Origin of the sequence: Niallia sp. XMNu-256, from assembly GCF_036670015.1 — a bacterium.
Taxonomy (GTDB): Bacteria; Bacillota; Bacilli; order Bacillales; family Cytobacillaceae; genus Bacillus_BD.
Genome location: NZ_CP137636.1, coordinates 1,110,880 through 1,130,265, shown reverse-complemented (window position 1 = coordinate 1,130,265; position 19,386 = coordinate 1,110,880). Strand labels below are relative to the sequence as shown.

Annotated in this window: 17 protein-coding genes and 1 riboswitch; of the genes, 4 read left to right on the top strand and 13 right to left on the bottom strand. The window is 37.3% G+C overall.

Going from position 1 to position 19,386, the window contains the following annotated elements:
- Nucleotides 1-14: 14 nt before the first annotated feature.
- The 5 genes from R4Z10_RS05715 to R4Z10_RS05695 form a co-directional block, all read right to left on the bottom strand.
- On the bottom strand, nt 15-1,535 hold the full coding sequence (locus tag R4Z10_RS05715; protein ID WP_338472241.1) for a DHA2 family efflux MFS transporter permease subunit: 1,521 nt from the start codon (nt 1,533-1,535) through the stop codon (nt 15-17).
- 635 nt (nt 1,536-2,170) lie between these two features.
- Nucleotides 2,171-3,361, bottom strand: coding sequence for a MalY/PatB family protein (locus R4Z10_RS05710; protein WP_338472240.1), 1,191 nt, complete (start codon nt 3,359-3,361; stop codon nt 2,171-2,173).
- A gap of 115 nt (nt 3,362-3,476) precedes the next feature.
- A complete protein-coding gene (locus R4Z10_RS05705; protein ID WP_338472239.1) occupies nt 3,477-4,217 on the bottom strand; it encodes an amino acid ABC transporter ATP-binding protein in 741 nt (246 codons plus the stop codon).
- Between the two features lie 17 nt (nt 4,218-4,234).
- Nucleotides 4,235-5,011, bottom strand: a complete 777-nt coding sequence (locus R4Z10_RS05700; protein ID WP_338472238.1) for an amino acid ABC transporter permease — start codon at nt 5,009-5,011, stop codon at nt 4,235-4,237.
- Between the two features lie 97 nt (nt 5,012-5,108).
- Entirely contained in the window at nt 5,109-5,954 is an 846-nt protein-coding gene (locus tag R4Z10_RS05695) for a transporter substrate-binding domain-containing protein (RefSeq protein ID WP_338472237.1), read from the bottom strand.
- A gap of 144 nt (nt 5,955-6,098) precedes the next feature.
- A riboswitch (Lysine riboswitch) is annotated at nt 6,099-6,284 on the bottom strand.
- 204 nt (nt 6,285-6,488) lie between these two features.
- On the opposite strand from R4Z10_RS05695, the gene R4Z10_RS05690 reads away from it, so the two are divergent.
- Nucleotides 6,489-7,115: a metal-dependent hydrolase gene (locus tag R4Z10_RS05690; protein ID WP_338472236.1), complete on the top strand. Its 627-nt coding sequence runs from the start codon at nt 6,489-6,491 to the stop codon at nt 7,113-7,115.
- A 114-nt stretch (nt 7,116-7,229) separates the two neighbouring features.
- On the opposite strand, the gene R4Z10_RS05685 is transcribed toward R4Z10_RS05690, so the two are convergent.
- The 4 genes from R4Z10_RS05685 to R4Z10_RS05670 all read right to left on the bottom strand — a co-directional run bounded on the left by R4Z10_RS05685 (nt 7,230) and on the right by R4Z10_RS05670 (nt 12,990).
- Nucleotides 7,230-8,123 (bottom strand): sulfite exporter TauE/SafE family protein, encoded by an 894-nt coding sequence (locus tag R4Z10_RS05685; RefSeq protein ID WP_338472235.1) that lies wholly within the window; start codon nt 8,121-8,123, stop codon nt 7,230-7,232.
- A gap of 339 nt (nt 8,124-8,462) precedes the next feature.
- Nucleotides 8,463-9,248, bottom strand: a complete 786-nt coding sequence (locus R4Z10_RS05680; protein ID WP_338472234.1) for an HAD family hydrolase — start codon at nt 9,246-9,248, stop codon at nt 8,463-8,465.
- A 150-nt stretch (nt 9,249-9,398) separates the two neighbouring features.
- Nucleotides 9,399-11,111, bottom strand: coding sequence for an assimilatory sulfite reductase (NADPH) hemoprotein subunit (gene cysI / locus R4Z10_RS05675; protein WP_338472233.1), 1,713 nt, complete (start codon nt 11,109-11,111; stop codon nt 9,399-9,401).
- Between the two features lie 34 nt (nt 11,112-11,145).
- Entirely contained in the window at nt 11,146-12,990 is a 1,845-nt protein-coding gene (locus R4Z10_RS05670; RefSeq protein ID WP_338472232.1) for an assimilatory sulfite reductase (NADPH) flavoprotein subunit, read from the bottom strand.
- Nucleotides 12,991-13,244: 254 nt separating this feature from the next.
- On the opposite strand from R4Z10_RS05670, the gene R4Z10_RS05665 reads away from it, so the two are divergent.
- Complete coding sequence (locus R4Z10_RS05665) at nt 13,245-14,120, top strand: LysR family transcriptional regulator (protein ID WP_338472231.1); 876 nt, start codon at nt 13,245-13,247, stop codon at nt 14,118-14,120.
- A 70-nt stretch (nt 14,121-14,190) separates the two neighbouring features.
- On the opposite strand, the gene R4Z10_RS05660 is transcribed toward R4Z10_RS05665, so the two are convergent.
- Together R4Z10_RS05660 and R4Z10_RS05655 are read right to left on the bottom strand one after the other, a co-directional pair.
- Nucleotides 14,191-14,355, bottom strand: coding sequence for a hypothetical protein (locus tag R4Z10_RS05660; RefSeq protein ID WP_338472230.1), 165 nt, complete (start codon nt 14,353-14,355; stop codon nt 14,191-14,193).
- 277 nt (nt 14,356-14,632) lie between these two features.
- Nucleotides 14,633-16,678: a molybdopterin oxidoreductase family protein gene (locus R4Z10_RS05655; protein ID WP_338472229.1), complete on the bottom strand. Its 2,046-nt coding sequence runs from the start codon at nt 16,676-16,678 to the stop codon at nt 14,633-14,635.
- 195 nt (nt 16,679-16,873) lie between these two features.
- On the opposite strand from R4Z10_RS05655, the gene R4Z10_RS05650 reads away from it, so the two are divergent.
- Both R4Z10_RS05650 and R4Z10_RS05645 read left to right on the top strand, forming a co-directional pair.
- Nucleotides 16,874-17,320 (top strand): hypothetical protein, encoded by a 447-nt coding sequence (locus R4Z10_RS05650; protein ID WP_338472228.1) that lies wholly within the window; start codon nt 16,874-16,876, stop codon nt 17,318-17,320.
- A complete protein-coding gene (locus R4Z10_RS05645) occupies nt 17,308-17,595 on the top strand; it encodes a YxcD family protein (protein ID WP_338472227.1) in 288 nt (95 codons plus the stop codon). Before R4Z10_RS05650 ends, R4Z10_RS05645 begins: the two co-directional genes overlap by 13 nt.
- Before the next feature lie 48 nt (nt 17,596-17,643).
- Here the strand turns inward: R4Z10_RS05645 and R4Z10_RS05640 are convergent, their stop codons facing one another.
- A complete protein-coding gene (locus R4Z10_RS05640) occupies nt 17,644-18,249 on the bottom strand; it encodes a class I SAM-dependent methyltransferase (RefSeq protein ID WP_338472226.1) in 606 nt (201 codons plus the stop codon).
- Nucleotides 18,250-18,370: 121 nt separating this feature from the next.
- Nucleotides 18,371-19,369: an ABC transporter substrate-binding protein gene (locus R4Z10_RS05635; protein ID WP_338472225.1), complete on the bottom strand. Its 999-nt coding sequence runs from the start codon at nt 19,367-19,369 to the stop codon at nt 18,371-18,373.
- Nucleotides 19,370-19,386: the final 17 nt, after the last annotated feature.

Below are 19,386 nucleotides of genomic sequence, written 5' to 3'. Positions count from 1 at the left end.
ATTGTTAGCTCGTATTAATGTCCTGTTGCTACCTTTTTTACTACGTTCACTTTAGCTGGTTTTTCCTCCATTGGTGTCGCTCTTTTAATAAAGAAAGCTAAAACTAGCGCAACAAAAGATATCCCTGTCGCAAATAGAAAGGAGAAATTAATTCCATCCAATGTTGCTTGTGTCATTACTTGCTCTTGAATTTGAGCTAATGCCGCTTCTGACGGTTGAGCAGTCAAATTCTGCATGACAGTCGCACCCAATTCTTTAGCTCGTGAGGCAGAATACGTTGTCATAATTGTAACCATCAATGCGGTTCCAATTGCACCTGCCACTTGGTTTAATGTGTTATTCATTGCTGTACCATGTGGATAAAGACTTCTTGGTAATTGATTTAAACCATTTGTTGATACGGGCATAAAGACCATGGACATTCCTATCGAACGGACCGAATAAATCAATAAAAGATACATATATGGGGTATCCAGTCTAAGTTGACTGAAAGCAAAAGTTGTGACAACCGTTATCGTTAGACCAGTAATCGCAAGAGCACGGCCACCAAACTTGTCAAACAGCCTACCCGTTAATGGGGACATAAACGCCATTAAAATCGCCCCTGGAAGCATTAGTAATCCCGCATCCATTGGAGAGATCCCACGAATGTCTTGAACATAAATTGGTAAAAGAATCATCCCTGAAAACAGCGCCATGTTTACAACCATAGAAATGACTGACGAGAGCACAAACATCGGATATTGATATACATTAAAATTTAATAATGGCTCTTCACTCTTAAACTGACGCAAAATAAAAGTTGTCAAGCAAATAAGCCCTATGATAATCGTTCCATACACGATCGGGCTATCCCAACCGGCATTTCCTGCTGAACTGAAACCGTAAAGGATCCCTCCAAAACCTAAGCTTGACAGGATAAGGGATACGACGTCCAATTTCATTTCAACTTTGTCTTTCTTATCCTTCAGTAAAAAGAAACCTATTAAGAATACTAAGATCGCTATCGGAGCAACAAAATAGAAAAGCATTCTCCAATTATAATGCTCTACAATCCAGCCAGATAAAGTCGGTCCAATGGCAGGAGCGAACATTAAAATTAAGCCAAAAATCCCCATAACAGATCCTCTTTTTTCAATGGGAAAGCTGACTAACATCACATTCATCAACAGTGGAGATAAAACCGCTGTACCTGCCGCTTGTAATAAACGTCCAGCTAATAAAACAGAAAAAGTAGGAGCTATTCCTGACAGAATCGTACCTACTGTGAACATACCAATAGCCACTAAGAACAGATGACGCACTGAATATTTTTGAATTAAATAAGCGGTTGTTGGAATTAAAATACCGCTCACTAACATAAATCCGGTTGTCAACCATTGTACAGTTGATGGCCCTACGTTTAAATCCCTCATAATAGAGGGCAACGCAACATTCATTAGCGTATTATTTAAAAACGAAATAAACGCACCGATCATTAAAATGGAAATAACCCCGTATGGCGGTCGATTGGTTTTTTTTATCGACTGTTCCATCTATCCATCTCCCCTTATATAGTAAAGATACAATCTGTATTTCCGTAGTATTCCTATTGCACTCCAATTTCGTGCAGCAAAATTTATTTTATACCCTCGGTTCAACTTTGGCAACAAATAAACATTTAAACATCATTGTTTAGTCTCTATATTAATTGTTTAGGCTTTTATACCTTCAGTTCAACTCTAATAAAGTGAAACCTCCATTAGTGGGGGTTTTCTTTCATCTCCCACTGATGGAAAGCTTTAGGCCACAGCATGCTGGTCACGTAGACATTGCCTTAGGCGTATTTAGTCGTGTTCAACTTCCGGAGTTTTACGAGCAGTTCCCCCCACCTATCTTGTTTTATTTTACTCTGAATCTTGATGAGGGTCTTCCTCCCATGAAAATTAGCGATAATTTTTGGTGCCCTTGGTCGTTGGTGTCAGAAGCCCGATTGACTCAAAGTATCACAGTAAGTCGACCTTCCTCTCCCAGCCGTAGCATCAGTATGGACAAATAAACCAACCCATTTTCATCCTTGTTGATAAAGCTGTGCTTCTTAATTGGCTGCCCGTTAAACCTGATAAATCAAAAATAAAAAAACCTTTTCCCAAAAATGAGAAAAGGGTAGAAGGTGAAATTTTGAAGTTTCTTATTGAAGATCTTCAAATTCCCTAACGATCCTTTCGAAAGCCTCTTGAATCATTGGTCTAGGCGAAGGGATACAGATTCGTTGAAAATCTCTACCTTCATCTCCAAACATCCGACCGTCTTGTAATAAAACATTGGCACGGTTGTAAATCCGATCATGAACTTCCTTCGGAGAAATCCCATATCCACTAAAATCCATCCACATGACATACGTTCCTTCTGGAATCCGAACTTTAACTTTAGGCATCTTTTCAGCTAAAAATTGAACAACCCATTCCATCGTTCCATCTAAATAATCTAATAATTGTTCCAACCAGTCTTCTCCTTCATTATAAGCAGCTATAAGAGCTGAAATGGCAAAAGGGGTAGGTGACTTGATATCGATATGGTTACTGAACGTTTTTCGAAGTTCTGGATTTGAAATGACCACATTGGTTGTATGGAGTCCAGCCAAATTAAATGTTTTATTTATAGCTGTGAACGTAATAATATGATCATTTTGTTCTGCCACCTTTGCAATCGGAACAAAGGTTTGTTCCCGTCTTATTAAATCCCCATGAATTTCATCAGCAACAATAAGAACATTATGATCGGCACAGATTTGCGATATTTTTTTCAGTTCCTCCGTTTTAAAAATTCTTCCTGTTGGGTTATGAGGATTACATAAAATAAACATTTTTGTATTTTCATCTTTTGCTTTTTCTTCAAAGTCTTCAAAATCAATGGAATAATACCCATTTTCATCATACCGTAAAGGATTATTAATTACCTTCCGTCCACTTTCGATGATCGATCTTGTAAAGGGCGGATAGACGGGACGTTGAATGATTACACCGTCTCCAGGGGCTGTAAACGCTCTAATCGCAACATCTGTAGCATAAACGGTTCCAGGACAATAAATAATTTCTTCCTTTTGGATGTCCCAATTATGTCTTCTCTTAAACCAATTTTGAATGGCTTCATAATACTCGTCTGGAAAGACAGAATAGCCAAAAATGCGGTTGTCAACGGTTCTATGTAAGGCATCAATAACGGGTTGAGGTACAGGCAGGTCCATATCAGCGGTAAATAAAGGAAGTGTTTCTTCATCATATCGTTCCGTAATTCCAGCTGCTTTTATGTATTGTCCACCATCCCATTTCACAGAATAGGTATTCCTGCGATTCACCATTTCATCAAAATTGTATTTCATTTATGTCACCTCATATTTTTCTTATAGACATAGGCTTTCCCAATAAGTTTAACAAAATTAATCACCAGAAACTAGTTAAGGTCCCCTAGAAGCTATCTAGGGGACCTATCAAAAGTTAAATATGTTTTAATGTCCGTTTCAGAAATTCTCTCGTCCGTTCCTGTATAGGATTCTCAAAAATCTGCTGAGGTGTTCCTTCCTCAGCAATTACTCCTTTATCCATAAACACAACACGGTCTGATACTTCCTTGGCAAATTCCATTTCATGAGTCACAATTAACATCGTAAGTCCTGACTGTACCAACTCTTTCATGACTTTTAATACTTCTTCAACCATTTCTGGGTCAAGTGCAGAAGTCGGTTCATCAAACAACATGACATCTGGTTCCATTGATAAAGCTCGGGCTATTGCAACACGCTGCTTTTGACCACCTGATAACTGTTTAGGCTTAGCGTTAATAAATTGATCCATGCCCACGACTTTTAAATACTTCATCGCAATCTTCTCAGCCTCTTCTTTTGAGCGTTTTAATACTTTCACTTGCCCAACGACACAATTATTTAAAACATTATGATTGTTGAATAAGTTAAACTGCTGAAACACCATTCCTAACTTTGTTCGGTAAGCATTCGCATCATGTTGATCATCTAAAATATTTTCACCATGATAAATGATTTGACCACCACTGGGCTTCTCCAATAAATTAATACAGCGAAGAAGAGTTGATTTACCAGAACCAGAGGAACCGATGATGCAGACAACTTCTCCTTTTTTAACAGAAAAATCAATGTCCCTTAACACTTCACGCGGACCAAAAGATTTGCTTAGATGTTGTACCTCTATTACCGTATCCATTCCTTTCTCCTCCCTCTTTATCGGTGATGTCCCTGTTTTTTGGCAATATCATCCGGTGTTTCCACTTGCATTTGATTTCCCATCATAATCATATCGTAATTATCTGGACCGTCCATTTTTCTCTCAACGTATCGTAAAATCCTAGTGACCGTAAATGTCATAATTAAATAGAGGACACTCGCTACAAAGAAGGATTCAAAATAACGGAAATTGTTTCCGGCAATTGATTTTGTTTGGAAAAACAGTTCAGACACAGAGATCACATTTAATACAGATGTATCTTTAATATTGATGACAAATTCATTCCCTGTTGCTGGTAGAATATTACGGATTGCCTGTGGTAACACGACATTGATCATTGTTTGAAAATGATTCATACCAATGGCTTGCGCGGCTTCAAATTGACCTTTATCAATGGAAACAATCCCACCACGGACAATTTCAGACATATATGCTCCTGTATTAATCGAAACAATGAAGATGGCTGCAATCGTACGATCCAAATCCATCCCAAACGCCATTGCCGACCCATAATAGATAACCATTGCTTGTACAATCATTGGGGTGCCACGGAAAAATTCTATATAGATTGATAGGAGTGCATTAATCACTTTTAAGAACCTTCTTTTTGTCCCTTTTTCTGGTAATGGAATGGTTCGTATTACTCCCACTAACAACCCTATGATCGACCCAACTACTGTACCAATGATCGATATTAGAAGTGTCATTCCTGCCCCACGCAAGAACATTGGCCAGTTTTCTGTTACGATAGTAACTAACCACTCAAAACTCATATTTACGACTCCTTTAATTTTAATTTTCAGCTTATTCCTTTAAATTACAAGACCGACTGTACTATATAAGTACAATCGGTCTAACATGATTCATCTATTATTTTGCTGCAGGTTGATTTAGAATGGCTCGATCCATAATTTGAGTTTGTTCTTCCTCTGAAATTCCAGCGAGGATTTCATTGATCTTGTCTGTTAACTCACTGCCTTTTTCAACTCCAACCGCTATAGCAGTATCATCATCAGATGTTTGGAAGCCTTCTGTAAATTCAACCATCGCGTAGTTTTCATTTGCCGCAGAGGCACTTACTGCTTCTGGACGTTCAGAAACATATCCATCAATAACTCCTGACTCAAGAGCAACCCTCATAGCTGTAAAGTTATCCATTGCTGGTTGTTTTTGTACCCCTTCAATTTGATCAATAACCGAATAATGGAACGTATTTAATTGAGCTGAAATTTTCGCACCTTTAAAGTCTTGGATTGATGTGGCATTTTCATATTTTCCACCTTTTTTAACAACCATAACAAGATCGGATTTATAATAATTATCCGTGAAATCAATGGTTTTCTTGCGTTCAGCAGTTGGTGACATCCCCGCAATAATCGCATCTATTTTACCAGATGTTAAAGCTGGTACAAGTCCATCCCATTCTGTTTTGACAATCACTAATTCTTTTCCTAAACCGTCAGCTATTTTCTTAGCAATTTCAACATCATATCCACCGGCATATTCTGCTTGACCTTCAATTTTCACAGCATCATTTGAACCGTCCATTTGCGTCCAGTTAAATGGAGGATACCCCGCTTCAAGACCTACTTTAAATGTATTGTCCCCACCAGTTGAACCTTTCCCATTTTCTGTAGAGTTATCTGAGCCACATGCAGCTAATAGAATCATAGCTGTCAAAGCCATTGCAACAAATAAAAGTAATTTTCCTTTCATTTCTACCTGTCTCCCCTTTGTTTTTATATTTTCGAAAAAAATACCTAACACGAATAATTCATATTATTGCAAAAGTCAAAAAAGGACCTGAGATGGTCTCAGGCCCTAATATATGTAGGTATCCGATATCCCTCTCTTTATCCCGAATGAGATAGCACAACTCAACAAGCCTGGGGAGCTTACTGAGACAGTCCTACAGCTATTAACCGCAGGCCCAGCAAGTAATAATGAGGGGTATTACAAGCTTCGGCGAAATTTCCTTCTCAATAGTTTCATAGCATTCCTCAAGCTCCACTAAAGACTGTTAAATATCGCACCTCTACCTCACCATCTAAAGTGAGGCCTTATTAAATTATTTCTATAGTACAATAACATCTCCAATCTGTCAATTTTATCTACCTGAAGCGATATTAATTTTTTAAGATTAATATTAGCTTTTCACTAAACAGAACAAATGTTTTAATGTACAATAAAGTTCTACATACCCTTTTTATTATATTGGAAAAATATTACTTCTTTTGAAAGGAGATTAAAATGAACGGAACCGCACATGCTGCAGTTGGAGCTGCTGCCGGATTTATTGTCGCAAATACATACCAAACAGACCTACCTACTTCCATTTTACTTATAGGGATTGGGGGAATTTCAGGGCTTATTCCAGACTTAGATGTAGACGGAAAGCTCAGAAATAAAATCACTTTGTCCCATAAAGTCATAAAATATGCAGCACAACTGATTAGCATTTTGTTAATACTATATAGTTTTTTAAGGGGAGTTGGTTCTGAGAAATGGATGGGCATAGCTGTGGGTGTGATCATGTTTCTGCTAAGCTCATTTATTAAACAAAGACATATGCTAGTCATTACAGGTGGGGGAGTAATCATTGGTGGGTTTTCATTACATGAAAGTTGGTTAATCCTTCTTGGTATCTATATGATTATCGCCTCGTTTGTTTCTCATCGTAGCTATACTCATTCCATATTAGGGATCATTTTCTATGGATTCATTGCCGTTAGATTTGAAGAGTCTCTTGGTATCAATGGCGTTTACTATGCTTGCCTAGCTGGCTATATTAGTCATTTAGTGTTTGATATGAAAGTATTCCCATTCAACAAACGCGGCATCAAATTATTTTTGCCCTTCACCTCTAAAGAAATATAACTGGGACATTTTTGTCCCAGTTTGTTCAATTGGTTAACACACCACTTTTTTCGTTTCAAGATCACTTCAAGATTTCAAACCAAATGAGACCATATCACTCAATATCAATCTATATCATATTCGTCTGGTCTGTTTAATCCCTTTCGCAGAAACACGATACAATTTACTAACTGTAAAGGCAATGGCTGCAAACCAGCCTACAAAAATGGATACATATAGATAAGGATAGATTGAGGAGTTATCGATCCATGTAGTAAATAAAGTCCTTGAATTAACTAAGATTATAAAACCACCGACTAAAACACCCATTAACTGGGGATGTAGTTTTTGGACAAGCCATGCGGCAATCGGAGCTGCGACCACACCACCAATGATGAGAGCAGACACCCATAGCCAATTGACTTGTGACCACCCAAGCGAGATAAAGAATCCTAAAGAAGCGGATACGGCAATCGCAAACTCACTGGTGTCAACTGTTCCGACTACTTTCCTTGCACTCATCCCTTTTTTACTCATTAATACAGGTGTTGCAATTGGTCCCCATCCACCTCCGCCCGTAGCATCCATAAACCCTGCAAAAAAACCTAACGGAATCGATTGTTTTTTAGGCACATTCATCGTTTTATTTTCTACCACAGGCTTAAAATTAAATAAAAATCGTACTAAAACATAGATTCCTAATAATAAAAGAAAAATAGATACATAGGGTCTAGCTAATTCTCCTGGAATATTACTTAGGAAAGTAGCTCCCAAAAATGCACCAATTGAACCTGGGATAATGAGTTGATAAACTAATTTTTTATCTACATTACCGAATTTCACATGGGATACACCTGATGCCGCGGTTGTCACAACTTCAGATAAATGAACAGAAGCTGAGGCAACGGCTGGAGCAATCCCGAATGTGAGTAATAATGAAGAGGATGTAACTCCATATGCCATTCCTAATGCACCATCGATCAACTGAGCTAAAAAGCCAATAAACGCAAAAACCAACAACCTTTTCACGGGAAACCTCCTAAGACTAAATCATTAGTAAACAAACGTTCGTTTATGACAGAGATAGACCTTCGGTTGACCGATCAGTGCTAATCTGGATATATTTTTGTAATTATTATTTATTTTAATCCAAACTATTCCGAGTAGTCAACTATATTTTATAAAAAATATCTAATTAACCTCAACCACCTTTTTTATGTCAAAAGTTTCCTATTTTTCACTTTATCTTATGGATCCTAATATAGATGGGTTCCTGTCCTCCCCGCCCACTCTTCGTTTGACAATATAAAAAAGAAAAGTGTGGACTCCATCCAAATTTCAGATGGTGCCCACACCTTTCCCTCCTGTTCAGTTAACTATTCCTAATTTTTTCAAGCCGTTATAAATACCTGAATCGCTTACACTTGTTGTCGTATGTTTAGCATACTGAAATAGGTCGGGATGCGAATTGCCCATAGCAAACCCTTCACCTACTACCTCGATCATTTCCTTATCATTCATTCCATCTCCAAATGCAATTGATTGCTCTCTGTTTATATTTAATCGATGCAATATTTTCTTTATTGCCTCTCCTTTATTTACATGGGTACGAATCACGTCAACCGCATCCTCAATCCCTTCTACATTGATTTCCGATAAACGCAGCGTATCATCGATTTCAAAATGAGCGATTTCAGACGGCTTCACATTTATAATCGATATCCCTAATATTTGATCTAATACCTCATCCGTTAATAAATAGTTATTTTTGAATTGAAACGTATCAGCAAAGTTCTGAAGATCTGGATGTTCCAGATTCGTAAAGTAATTTTTCCCAGAAGTATATAAAAGCATTTCACTATGAAGTTCCCTAGCAGTTTCTAATAACTTAAGTACAAGACTTCGTTTCATTGGTTCATCAACGACTGGTTTATTGTTATGTATGGCTAGCGCTCCATTATAACCAATAAAGGAGGTAACCTTTAATTCTTCTGCTAACTCTTTTATTTCATGAATAGGTCTTCCTGTTGCAATAAATACCTCTATCCCTTGATCTTTTAGTTGGCCAATCGCTTCTTTCGTTGACTCTGTGTATGTATGGTCAGGCATTAATATCGTTCCATCTATATCCAAAAACACAATTTTGTAATCCATCGCTGACTCCTCTTTTCTTTTGTATTCAAACTCTGAGTATTATATCATGTTACGCTACCCTAAACGAATGGACATCTATTAGTTATCCTACTGGCCAACAATAAAGAAAAACGCACATTCAGCTATGTGCGTTTCGCTTACTTCTAGTTATTAATCATGGAAATTTGTACCGTCTGTCGTTGCTTTTATGATACCAGCTCGTATAACATAGTCTCCAAAATGTTCGCCTTCTTCACGTTCTTTTGCATATCGCGGAAGAATCACTTTCAATTCCTTTAGGATCTCTTCTTCTCCGATATTTTCACGATACATTTTATTGAGACGTGTGCCATTATGAGCTGCACCTAAGTACATGTTATATTTACCAGGGGCTTTACCAATAAATCCAATTTCTCCTAAACCTGGACGGGCACATCCATTTGGACAACCAGTCATACGAATATTAATTTCCTTATCGCGAAGTCCTGTTTCATCAATAATTTCTTCAATTTTATCAAGAAGAGATGGTAAATATCTCTCCGCTTCAGCCATGGCTAATCCACAGGTTGGCAAAGCAACACAAGCTAAAGAACTGCGACGAATTGCACTATAATGTGCGCCATCCGTTAATCCGTATTGTTCAATAATCGCTTCGATTTGTTTCTTTTCCTGACTAGAGACATTTGCAATCATCACATTTTGATTTCCAGTCATACGGAATTCGCCTGTATGAACCTTAGCAATTTCTCTCAATCCTGTTTTTAACTTGTAATCATCAAAGTCAGCTATACGACCGTTTTGAATATATAACGTGAAATTCCATTTGCCTTCTGATCCTTCTACCCAGCCATAACGATCATTATTCGTGTCAAAATGAAATGGTTTTGCTTCATCTAATTTCCAACCTAAGCGGCGCTCTAATTCTTCTTTCACATTTTCAAGACCAAGACGGTCAACGGTGTATTTGAAACGAGCATATTTACGAACAGAGCGGTTTCCATAATCCCGCTGAATCGTAATAACCTTTTCAGAAAGATCGAGAATTTGATCTGGTGTAACAAAGCCAATGACTTTTCCAAGTTGTGGATATGTCGCTTTATCGCCATGAGTGCTTCCCATTCCACCACCAATTGTCACATTAAAGCCAATTAACTTTTCATCCTCAATAATCGCAATAAAACCCAAATCCTGTGAAAAAACATCAATTTCATTATTTGGTGGAACAGCAATTCCAATTTTGAATTTACGCGGTAAATAAAGATGTCCATAGATAGGTTCAACTTCTTCAGGTGTTCCTGCTACTCTTTCTTCATCAAGCCAAATTTCATAATACGCTCTTGAACGAGGCAATAAATGTTCACTTATTTTCTTTGACCATTCATAGATTTCTGCGTGTACTTCCGATTGATGTGGGTTTGATGAACACATGACGTTACGGTTCACATCCCCACAAGCAGCGATAGTATCAAGCATCGCCTTATCTAAAGCTTGGATTGCATTTTTCATATTCCATTTGAGAATCCCGTGCATCTGCCAAGTTTCACGTGTTGTTAATTTCAATGTTCCGTTTCCGTAAGTATCAGCTAGCTCATCTAAAGTTAGCCATTGCTCTGAAGTAGCTACTCCTCCAGGGAGACGAACACGTAACATGAATTGATAGGCTGGTTCTAATTTTTGTTTTTGACGCTCATTACGAAGATCACGATCATCCTGTAAATAGCTGCCATGGTGCTTCATTAAACGATTGTCATCATCTGGAATTCCTGAGCTTAGTTTCTCTTCCATTGATTCTTTTAACGTGCCGCGTAAATAATCACTTTCTTCCTTTATTCGTTCAACATCACTTGGTGGGCCTTCAGGGGCTGTTAAAATTTTAGTCACCATTGTTTCATCGAACTCCCTTCCCAATACGTGCTAATTAATATATATCTCGTAAATAACGCTTTTCTTGTCTTAAGTTTGCTAGGTACTCTTCCGCTTGATCACGAGTTAAATTGCCTTCTTTTTCAATAATCTCAATTAATGTATTTTGGACATCTTTTGCCATATGGTCCTTATCTCCACAAACATAGAAATAAGCACCTTCTTGAAGCCATTCATATAACTCCTTGCTATGTTCGAGCATGCGATGCTGCACATACACTTTTTGATCGGTATCACGCGAGAAAGCAACATCCATTTTCGTTAGAACGCCATCTTTTAACCAACTTTGCCATTCGGTTTGGTACAGAAAATCAGTTACGAAATGTTGATCACCGAAGAACATCCAAGACTTTCCTGTTGTGCCTATTTCTTCACGTTCTTGCATAAACGCACGGAAAGGGGCAACACCCGTTCCAGGTCCAACCATTATAATTGGTGCATCCGGATTTTCCGGCAACCTAAAGTTAGGATTGCGATGAACATAGACAGGAACTTTATCTCCAGACTCGAGTGCTGCCGCTAAGTTAGAGCAAACTCCTTTACGTTCACGACCGTGGGCCTCATAATTTACCACACCCACCGTTAAATGAACTTCTTCTGGATTTGCCTCTATACTACTTGCAATGGAGTATAAACGAGTTGGAATTTTTCTAAGAACCGAAACAAACTCTTGCGGAGAATTTCCCCACGTTCCAAAATCACGGACTAAATCAAGCAAATCTCTGCCATTCACGTATTCTTTTAATTTACTTTCATCCTGAATTAATTCTTGAAAATCCTTGTTTGTTGAAAGTTGAGCTGCCTTCTCCACTAGCCCCTTTGTCAACAATGTAATTTCAAAATAAGATGTAAGTGATTCTTTAAAAGATAAATTCTGACCATCTTTATCAACGACTACACTTTCATCTGGATTCCATGCCAATTCCTTTAGAAGCTCACCAACTAGTTCAAGATCATTCGTTGGGATAATTCCAAGGGCATCACCTGGTTGATAGTTAATACCAGACCCTTCAAGCGAAATTTCAAGATGACGAGTTTCCTTATTTGAACCCCGACCATTGAGATTAATATTTTCAAATACTTCCGCGTAAAAAGGATTATTTCGAGTATATTCAATTTCTGAACCAACTAAAGCTGCTGCAACGTTTTCTGTTGATGTCAATTCAGAAGCGGAATTCTCTTCTCCCGCTCCCAGATAGGATTGGATCACTCCATCTACCCAACTAGCTGCCGGCTCATCAAAGTCAAGATCACAATCAACACGTGGATATATTCGATTTCCCCCTAGTTCTTCAAGTCGCTTATCGAAGTCTTTTCCTGTTTGACAGAAAAATTCATAAGAACTATCGCCTAGAGATAGGACGGAATAACGCAACCCATCAAGTTTTGGTGCACGTTTACCATGAAGAAATTCATGGAAAGTTATTGCATTATCTGGTGGCTCCCCTTCTCCGTGCGTACTAACGACAATCAAAATATTTTGAAGCTTTTTCAAATTGTTTGGTTTGAAATCGCTCATGGATGCCACAGTAACCTTAAAGCCTTGACCTTCTAATGTCTTTTTTGCTTTTTCTGCAATGCCTTGTGCATTACCAGTTTGTGAACCATATAAAATGGTTAAGTCTTTTGAAATTGCTTGTTGAACTACGTTCTGCTGGACTGGAGCCGCTTTTGTTTCTAAAGCAACCGCAGAAAGGGATGCAGCAGGGGATTCTACTTTCGCTGAAGCTAAAAATCCGCAAAGCCAAATTTTTTGTGTTTCTGTCAAGGTTGGCAGTAAACGATTTAAAAGATCTGCCTGTTCTTGATTAAACGGACTGTTCATTACTTGAAGTTGCACCGATATCCACCTCTCAAAGGAATACTAATTGTTGTAGTATTTATTTAAATTTTGTTCAAAACATAATGAAAAAATAAGTTACTATAATAATAGTTTTACTAATCATATAAGTCAAGTAGGGATTAACAGATTTTTATTTTTATAAATTATAACTATTTACACTTTACCAAACGTGTAAACATTAGTAAAATATATATTACTTATCATTATCATCAGGATTTCTAATAGTTAACATAGTCTAGAGGAGAGATAATGTGAATTATGATGCCCTTCAAACATTTGTAACCCTTGTTGAGGTTAAAAACTTTACAAAGACAGCTGAAATATTAAACATGTCACAACCAAATGTTAGTTTACATATTAAAAACTTAGAAAAAGAGTTTCAAACAACATTAATTGAGCGATCTCCCAAATTTATTAAAATTACGCCAACTGGCGATTTACTATACGACAGAGCCAAGCAAATCATTACGATTTATGAGCAAACCAAACAAGAGATCCTTGAGCACCATCAAATCATTAAAGGTGAGTTAAACATTGGAGCCAGCTTTACAATTGGGGAATATATCCTCCCTGCCATTTTAATCAAACTACAAACTGATTTTCCTGAATTGGAGATCCATGTGGTGATTGGGAATACTGAAGAAATTGTCGGATTGGTAAGGTTATTGGAAGTGGATATCGGATTAATTGAGGGACAAACAAATGTAAAGGATATTTCTGTTAAAGCCTTCATGAATGATGAATTGTTTATCGTAGCCTCACCAGAACATCCGCTGGCGCAAAAAGATAAGGTAATGATTTCGGACCTTCAAAATCAAATATGGATAACAAGAGAAGACGGCTCAGGTACAAGGGAATATTTTAATCATGTCATTAGCGCCAATGGACTGAAGCTGAAATCACTGCTATCCATCAGCAGCAACCAAGGAATTAAGGAAACCCTAATGAATGGCTATGGGTTAAGCCTTTTATCAGAAAGTGTGATCCGTCGAGATATTAGACATGGGAATCTTACTACCATACCGGTTAAAGACCTTTCTTTTTCTAGAACTTTATCCTTTGTCTATTCCCCAATTATGGAAGATAAAAAGAAAGTAAACCTTTTTATTAACTATTTAATTAAGTAAGGACATTAGCTTACCTGGGTAAAATAAAAATCCTGGTGTTCTTACTGAAAGTTACCAGGATTATCAATAATTATAAATACATATAAAAGTTTTCTTTAATTTCACGATCTTTGATATCCCTTAAGTCAAATGCATATTGCAATCCCTTTTTCTTAGCCTTGATTGCTTCTTTTTGCGCTTTTTTTATACTGAACTCATTATTAAGTACTTTAATAATCAAACGCTCTTCTGACATTTGAATTGCACCCCTTTATATAACAAATTCATCCTTAACCACCGGGCAGTTATCAAAGCATTTTATTTATTCCTATAATTTTATTTTACCATAATTCTAATTTTTAATTTTAATTGCTATGTTGACTGGAATTCTATCAAATTAATAAAAAACAATATTTAGTGTTATGATCTCATCTCTAACACTAAATATTGTCTTTCATGTTAAACTTCTATTATAATAAAAAAATTCTTTTTAATCAGTTCACAAATTTGTTATAATTTCCTTCTTTTTTTGCTCATTTATATGCCTTTTCTACTGCTACTCGGCCAGAAAAGAAGGTAGCTCCTCCGCCCATATCAGCAAGACGATCCGGGGTTAAACAGTTCACCAATTGCTGCTTTCCATTTGGATCCTCCCAAAGGCCCTGAGTAGCAACAACACTAGGAAGAACTTGTTCACCAACCACTACTTTCAACATGCATTCACCACGATCGTTCCATACCTTTACCATCTCACCATCTGTTATTCCTCTTTCTAGTGCATCCTTTTTATTCATAGAGAGACTCGGCTCTTTTTCAAGTGATTGATGTTTTTCATTATTGGCAAAGGTAGAATTTAAAAAGTTATGGTTTGGAGCTGGAATAAACTGAAGTGGATAGTCGCCATCCTCTTTTAGCGGAATATAGGTTGGCAATGGCGGATGTCCTTCATCCTTCATTTTTATGGAATATAACTCAATTTTACCGCTTGGTGTTTTTAACTTACCAGGCAATAAAGGCTTAGCCTTCGCTTTCAAATACTGCTTCTCTTGTAACCTTTCTAATGTAATCCCTTCTAAATAAGGATTCGTTGGATTTTGAAGCGCATCAGCAATCATTTCCTCCTCGGTTTCTTTAAAGGTGTCTTCCTCAAATCCCATGGCTTCCGCTAACAGTCTGAATACTTCCACATTTGATTTGGACTCTCCATAGGGTTTGATAACCGGCTGTTGAATTTGCATATAGAGGTGCCAAAAAGAAGCATAAAAGTCCGTATTCTCAAAAGCAGAAGTAGCGGGCAATACAATATCTGCATATTTGGCTGTTTCGGTTAAAAATAAATCATGGACAACGGTAAATAAGTCCTCTCTTAAAAATCCTTTTTTAACTTTATTTGCATTCGGTGCTACAACTACTGGATTGGAACTATAAATAAACATGGACTTAATCGGAGGTTCCATTGACAATAAAGCCTCTCCTATTACGTTCATATTAATGACACGTGTCCCTTTGTCTTTTAATAGATCAGGTCGTTGTAATCGGCCAGCATGATGAGCTAAATAATCTGAATTCCCCTTTATCGCTCCGCCACCTTTTACTAACCATTGGCCAGTTAAGGCAGGAAGACATGAAATTGTTCGAACAAACATTCCACCATTATCATGATGCTGCGGGCCGTTTCCGATCCGTATAAAAGTCGGAGAAGTTTCCCCATACATACGAGCAAGCTTATAAATATCTTCAACCGGAACTCCTGTTACCCTTGAAACAGTTTCTGGGTCATAGGCTTTCACATGCTCTCTTAATTCTTCATATCCAATGGTATACTCTCGCAGAAATTCATAATCTACCATGTTCTCTGCAAATAAAATATGCATCATTCCTAAGGCCAATGCACTGTCTGTCCCAGGCAAGATCGGAATGAACCAATCTGCAAATCGACCGGTTTGATTTTTATGTACATCAATGACAATAATTTTCGCTCCATTTTTACGTGCTTTTTGAGCGAGTGCAATTTGATGCATATTCGTACTTACTGCATTTATCCCCCAAAAAATGAATAGTTTTGAATAAATCGTATCTTCAGGATCTGTCCCAACATTCGCTCCCATTGTATATTTGTATCCAACTTTACCAGCAGCAGTGCAAATCGTGCGATCTAGTTGGGAGGAACCTAATCGATTGAAAAATCGAAGGTCCATACTTTCCGCCGCCAAATTCCCCATATTCCCGTAAAAACTATAAGGTAGAATACTTTCCGCTCCATGGGATTGAATTAGTTGGTTCCATTTTAAGGTGATGGTCTCGATGGCCTCATCCCAACTAATTCTAGTGAATTTCCCTTCACCTTTAGCTCCAATCCTTTTTAATGGATATTTGAGGCGATTTGCATCATAAATTCGAGCTGGCATATTACGAACTTTATTACAAATACTCCCTTGTGTAACCGGATGCTCCGGATCGCCTTCTACTTTGACAATTTTTCCATCCTTTTTATGCACCAACAAACCGCATTGATCTGGGCAATCTAACGAGCATACAGATGGAAAAATTCCATTTTCCTGATCAATATATGATTTCAAGGATGCTTCCTCCCTTAGAATATTTCTATTATTTAAAGATTAAATTAGTAAATTTTAATTATACTATACCAGAGAAATTCATTTAAAAGTGAAACCTTTTTCGTTTTCCTTCGTAGTTAATATCCAGTATACTAGAGATTGTGTAAATTGAACTTTACACACTAAAATCTATTTTATTTCAGGGGGAATTAGTTCATGAAGAAAATTTTAACAGCCGTTCTAACTGCTGTCCTTCTTTTCACACCAGTGGGAAGTGTTGTATTTCAAGATCAACCAACAACGGTAGAGGCTAAAGGGTACAAATCAGTCAAGAGGGGTTTCAATAACAACAACAATAGCAGTACAAATAATAACAATTCATTTTTCCAAAAGAAACAAGACAACTCGACAAATACTAATAAGTCTGCTGCAACGAAGAAAAATGGCGGATTTTTCTCTGGCGGTTTAATGAAAGGGCTTATGCTTGGGGGACTTGCTGGTCTATTATTCGGTGGGTTATTTGCCAACATGGGATTTTTAGGACAAATTTTAGGGTTGTTCATTAATGTACTAGCTATTATTTTCGTAATCGCCTTGATCCGTAGAATCTTCCAATTCTTTAAGAAAAAGAAAAAAGAGGAAGCGAATCCATGGGGAAATTAACACTTCTAGAACAAGACATTATTAACGCTCTTTGTGTTTATATTGCTCGAAAAAAGCAGATTAAGCCTGAAGAAGTAGAAATTGAATTAATGTATGACGATGATTATGGATTTTCTGCTGAAGCCTATTGGAATGACCGCAAGCAAGTGTTGGTCATGGTCAATATGATCGAAGCCATAAGATTATGGTTAGAAGAGTATCTAAATAGGGATCCCTATACTGGCATTGAATTGGTTTTAGATGATAACGAAGGAATCATTGCTCACATCGGTTAATGAAAGAAGAGAGAGAGAGAGGAAATGTTGATCATTTCTTCTCTTTTTTCATTTTAAGCGATAGATTAAAAATCTTTCATATGGATTACGTGGGTAAAAACCTGGGATGATAATTTCCTGATGTAATTGAAATAGCGTCTCCCTCTCTAAAAAGTCAATGTATTCATCTGCTCCGTAATACATAATCAAATCGATTTCTCGATCTACCTTCTCCTTTGACATTAAAATATGATTTATCACTCTTCGAAAAATCTTAATTGAAAATGGATTAAAGAAATAAAATTTATTATCCTCCACTTCAATCGGATATTCTTCTGCCAAACAACAATGAAAGGTGACATCCCCTTGTTTTACCTTGCGTTTCTTTCTATAGGATTGAAGGTTTTTGATAGCCTGTTGATAAAAGCGTTTGTTCATTTCAATGCCAACGACTTTTGCTTGAAAACGATGATGGACATAAAAGTTCAATCGCCCTTTCCCACATCCAAAATCGACTACACAATCCTGCTTATTTACCTCATACTCATTAAATAAAATCTCCAACCCATGATAAGGCGTTGGCTCATATGGATGGTAGTGAATAGAATCATGGGCATGCAAAAAATCTTCCCCCGTTTTAATATTAAGAGATAAATCATAATCTTGATCGTTCAATTCATCCACTTCCTCATTGATATATGAATCTATCTTATAACATCCCACATTTTAAAACAAAAAAAGCTGTCCCACAAGGTTGCTTATACCTTATGGACAGCCATTATTACAGAGTTATTTTTTATAATGACGCTTGAACTAAGCCATCAAAATTAGGTTCTTCTTTAAGAAACTCTAATTCAAAAGAAGCTTGGCCAAATTCTTTTAGTACTTCTTCATCGATTTCTGTTGTGTATGTCATCCGGTCCATCGCCTTTGCGACAATATTCTTGTCCATTTCTTGTTTTGTTAAATCTTTAATTGCTTTAATCGCGATGTCGACAGCTTCTTCTTTATTATTGTTAATAAAATCTACTGATTTTTGTTGTGCATTAACAAGGCCTTGAGCGATATCTTTCTTTTCCTCTACTAATGAGCCATTTGCAACTAACACAACATTCGGCAGAGTTTCACCATAGGCAATTTCTTCCGTGCTTACTACCACTTTAGCACCATTTTCTACTAAGATTGATGCCCACGGCTCAGGAACTGCCGCCATATCAACCTTCCCTGTTTCAAACATTCCTTGATAAGTAGCAGGATTTCCAGTTACATGTTTCAGCGATCCACCGATTCGAGCTGAAGATAATTCTTCAATTCCCTGTTCCATAAGAAACGCTTCAAACTGTACATCATGTGTACAACCAATTCCTGGGGTAATGAACGTTTTCCCTGTCATATCTTCTAAACTGTCAATTCCGCTTTGCTCACTAGCAACGACAACGGTACCGCCTGAAGAAGCACCACCTATGATTTTTACATCTGCACCATTTGAATAGTTATTTAACACTGGTCCAGGTCCTACTAGACCGGCATCAATTTCTCCAGACTTAAGAGCTGTCATGAATGTTCCGCCATCAGGGAATGTTTTATATTCAATCTCCACATTTTCTCCTAAGGCTTCTTCATAATACCCTTTTTCACGCGCTACCATTGCAGGAGCATGGTCAATATTTGGAAAGTATCCAATGACCACTTTATCCTTTGCAGTTTCTCCTGATGCTTCTTCAGAGCTTCCGCCACAAGCTGCTAAAATACCAATTACTAATACGAATGTTATTGATAAAAGCCACTTCTTCATCATCTTTTCCCCCTATT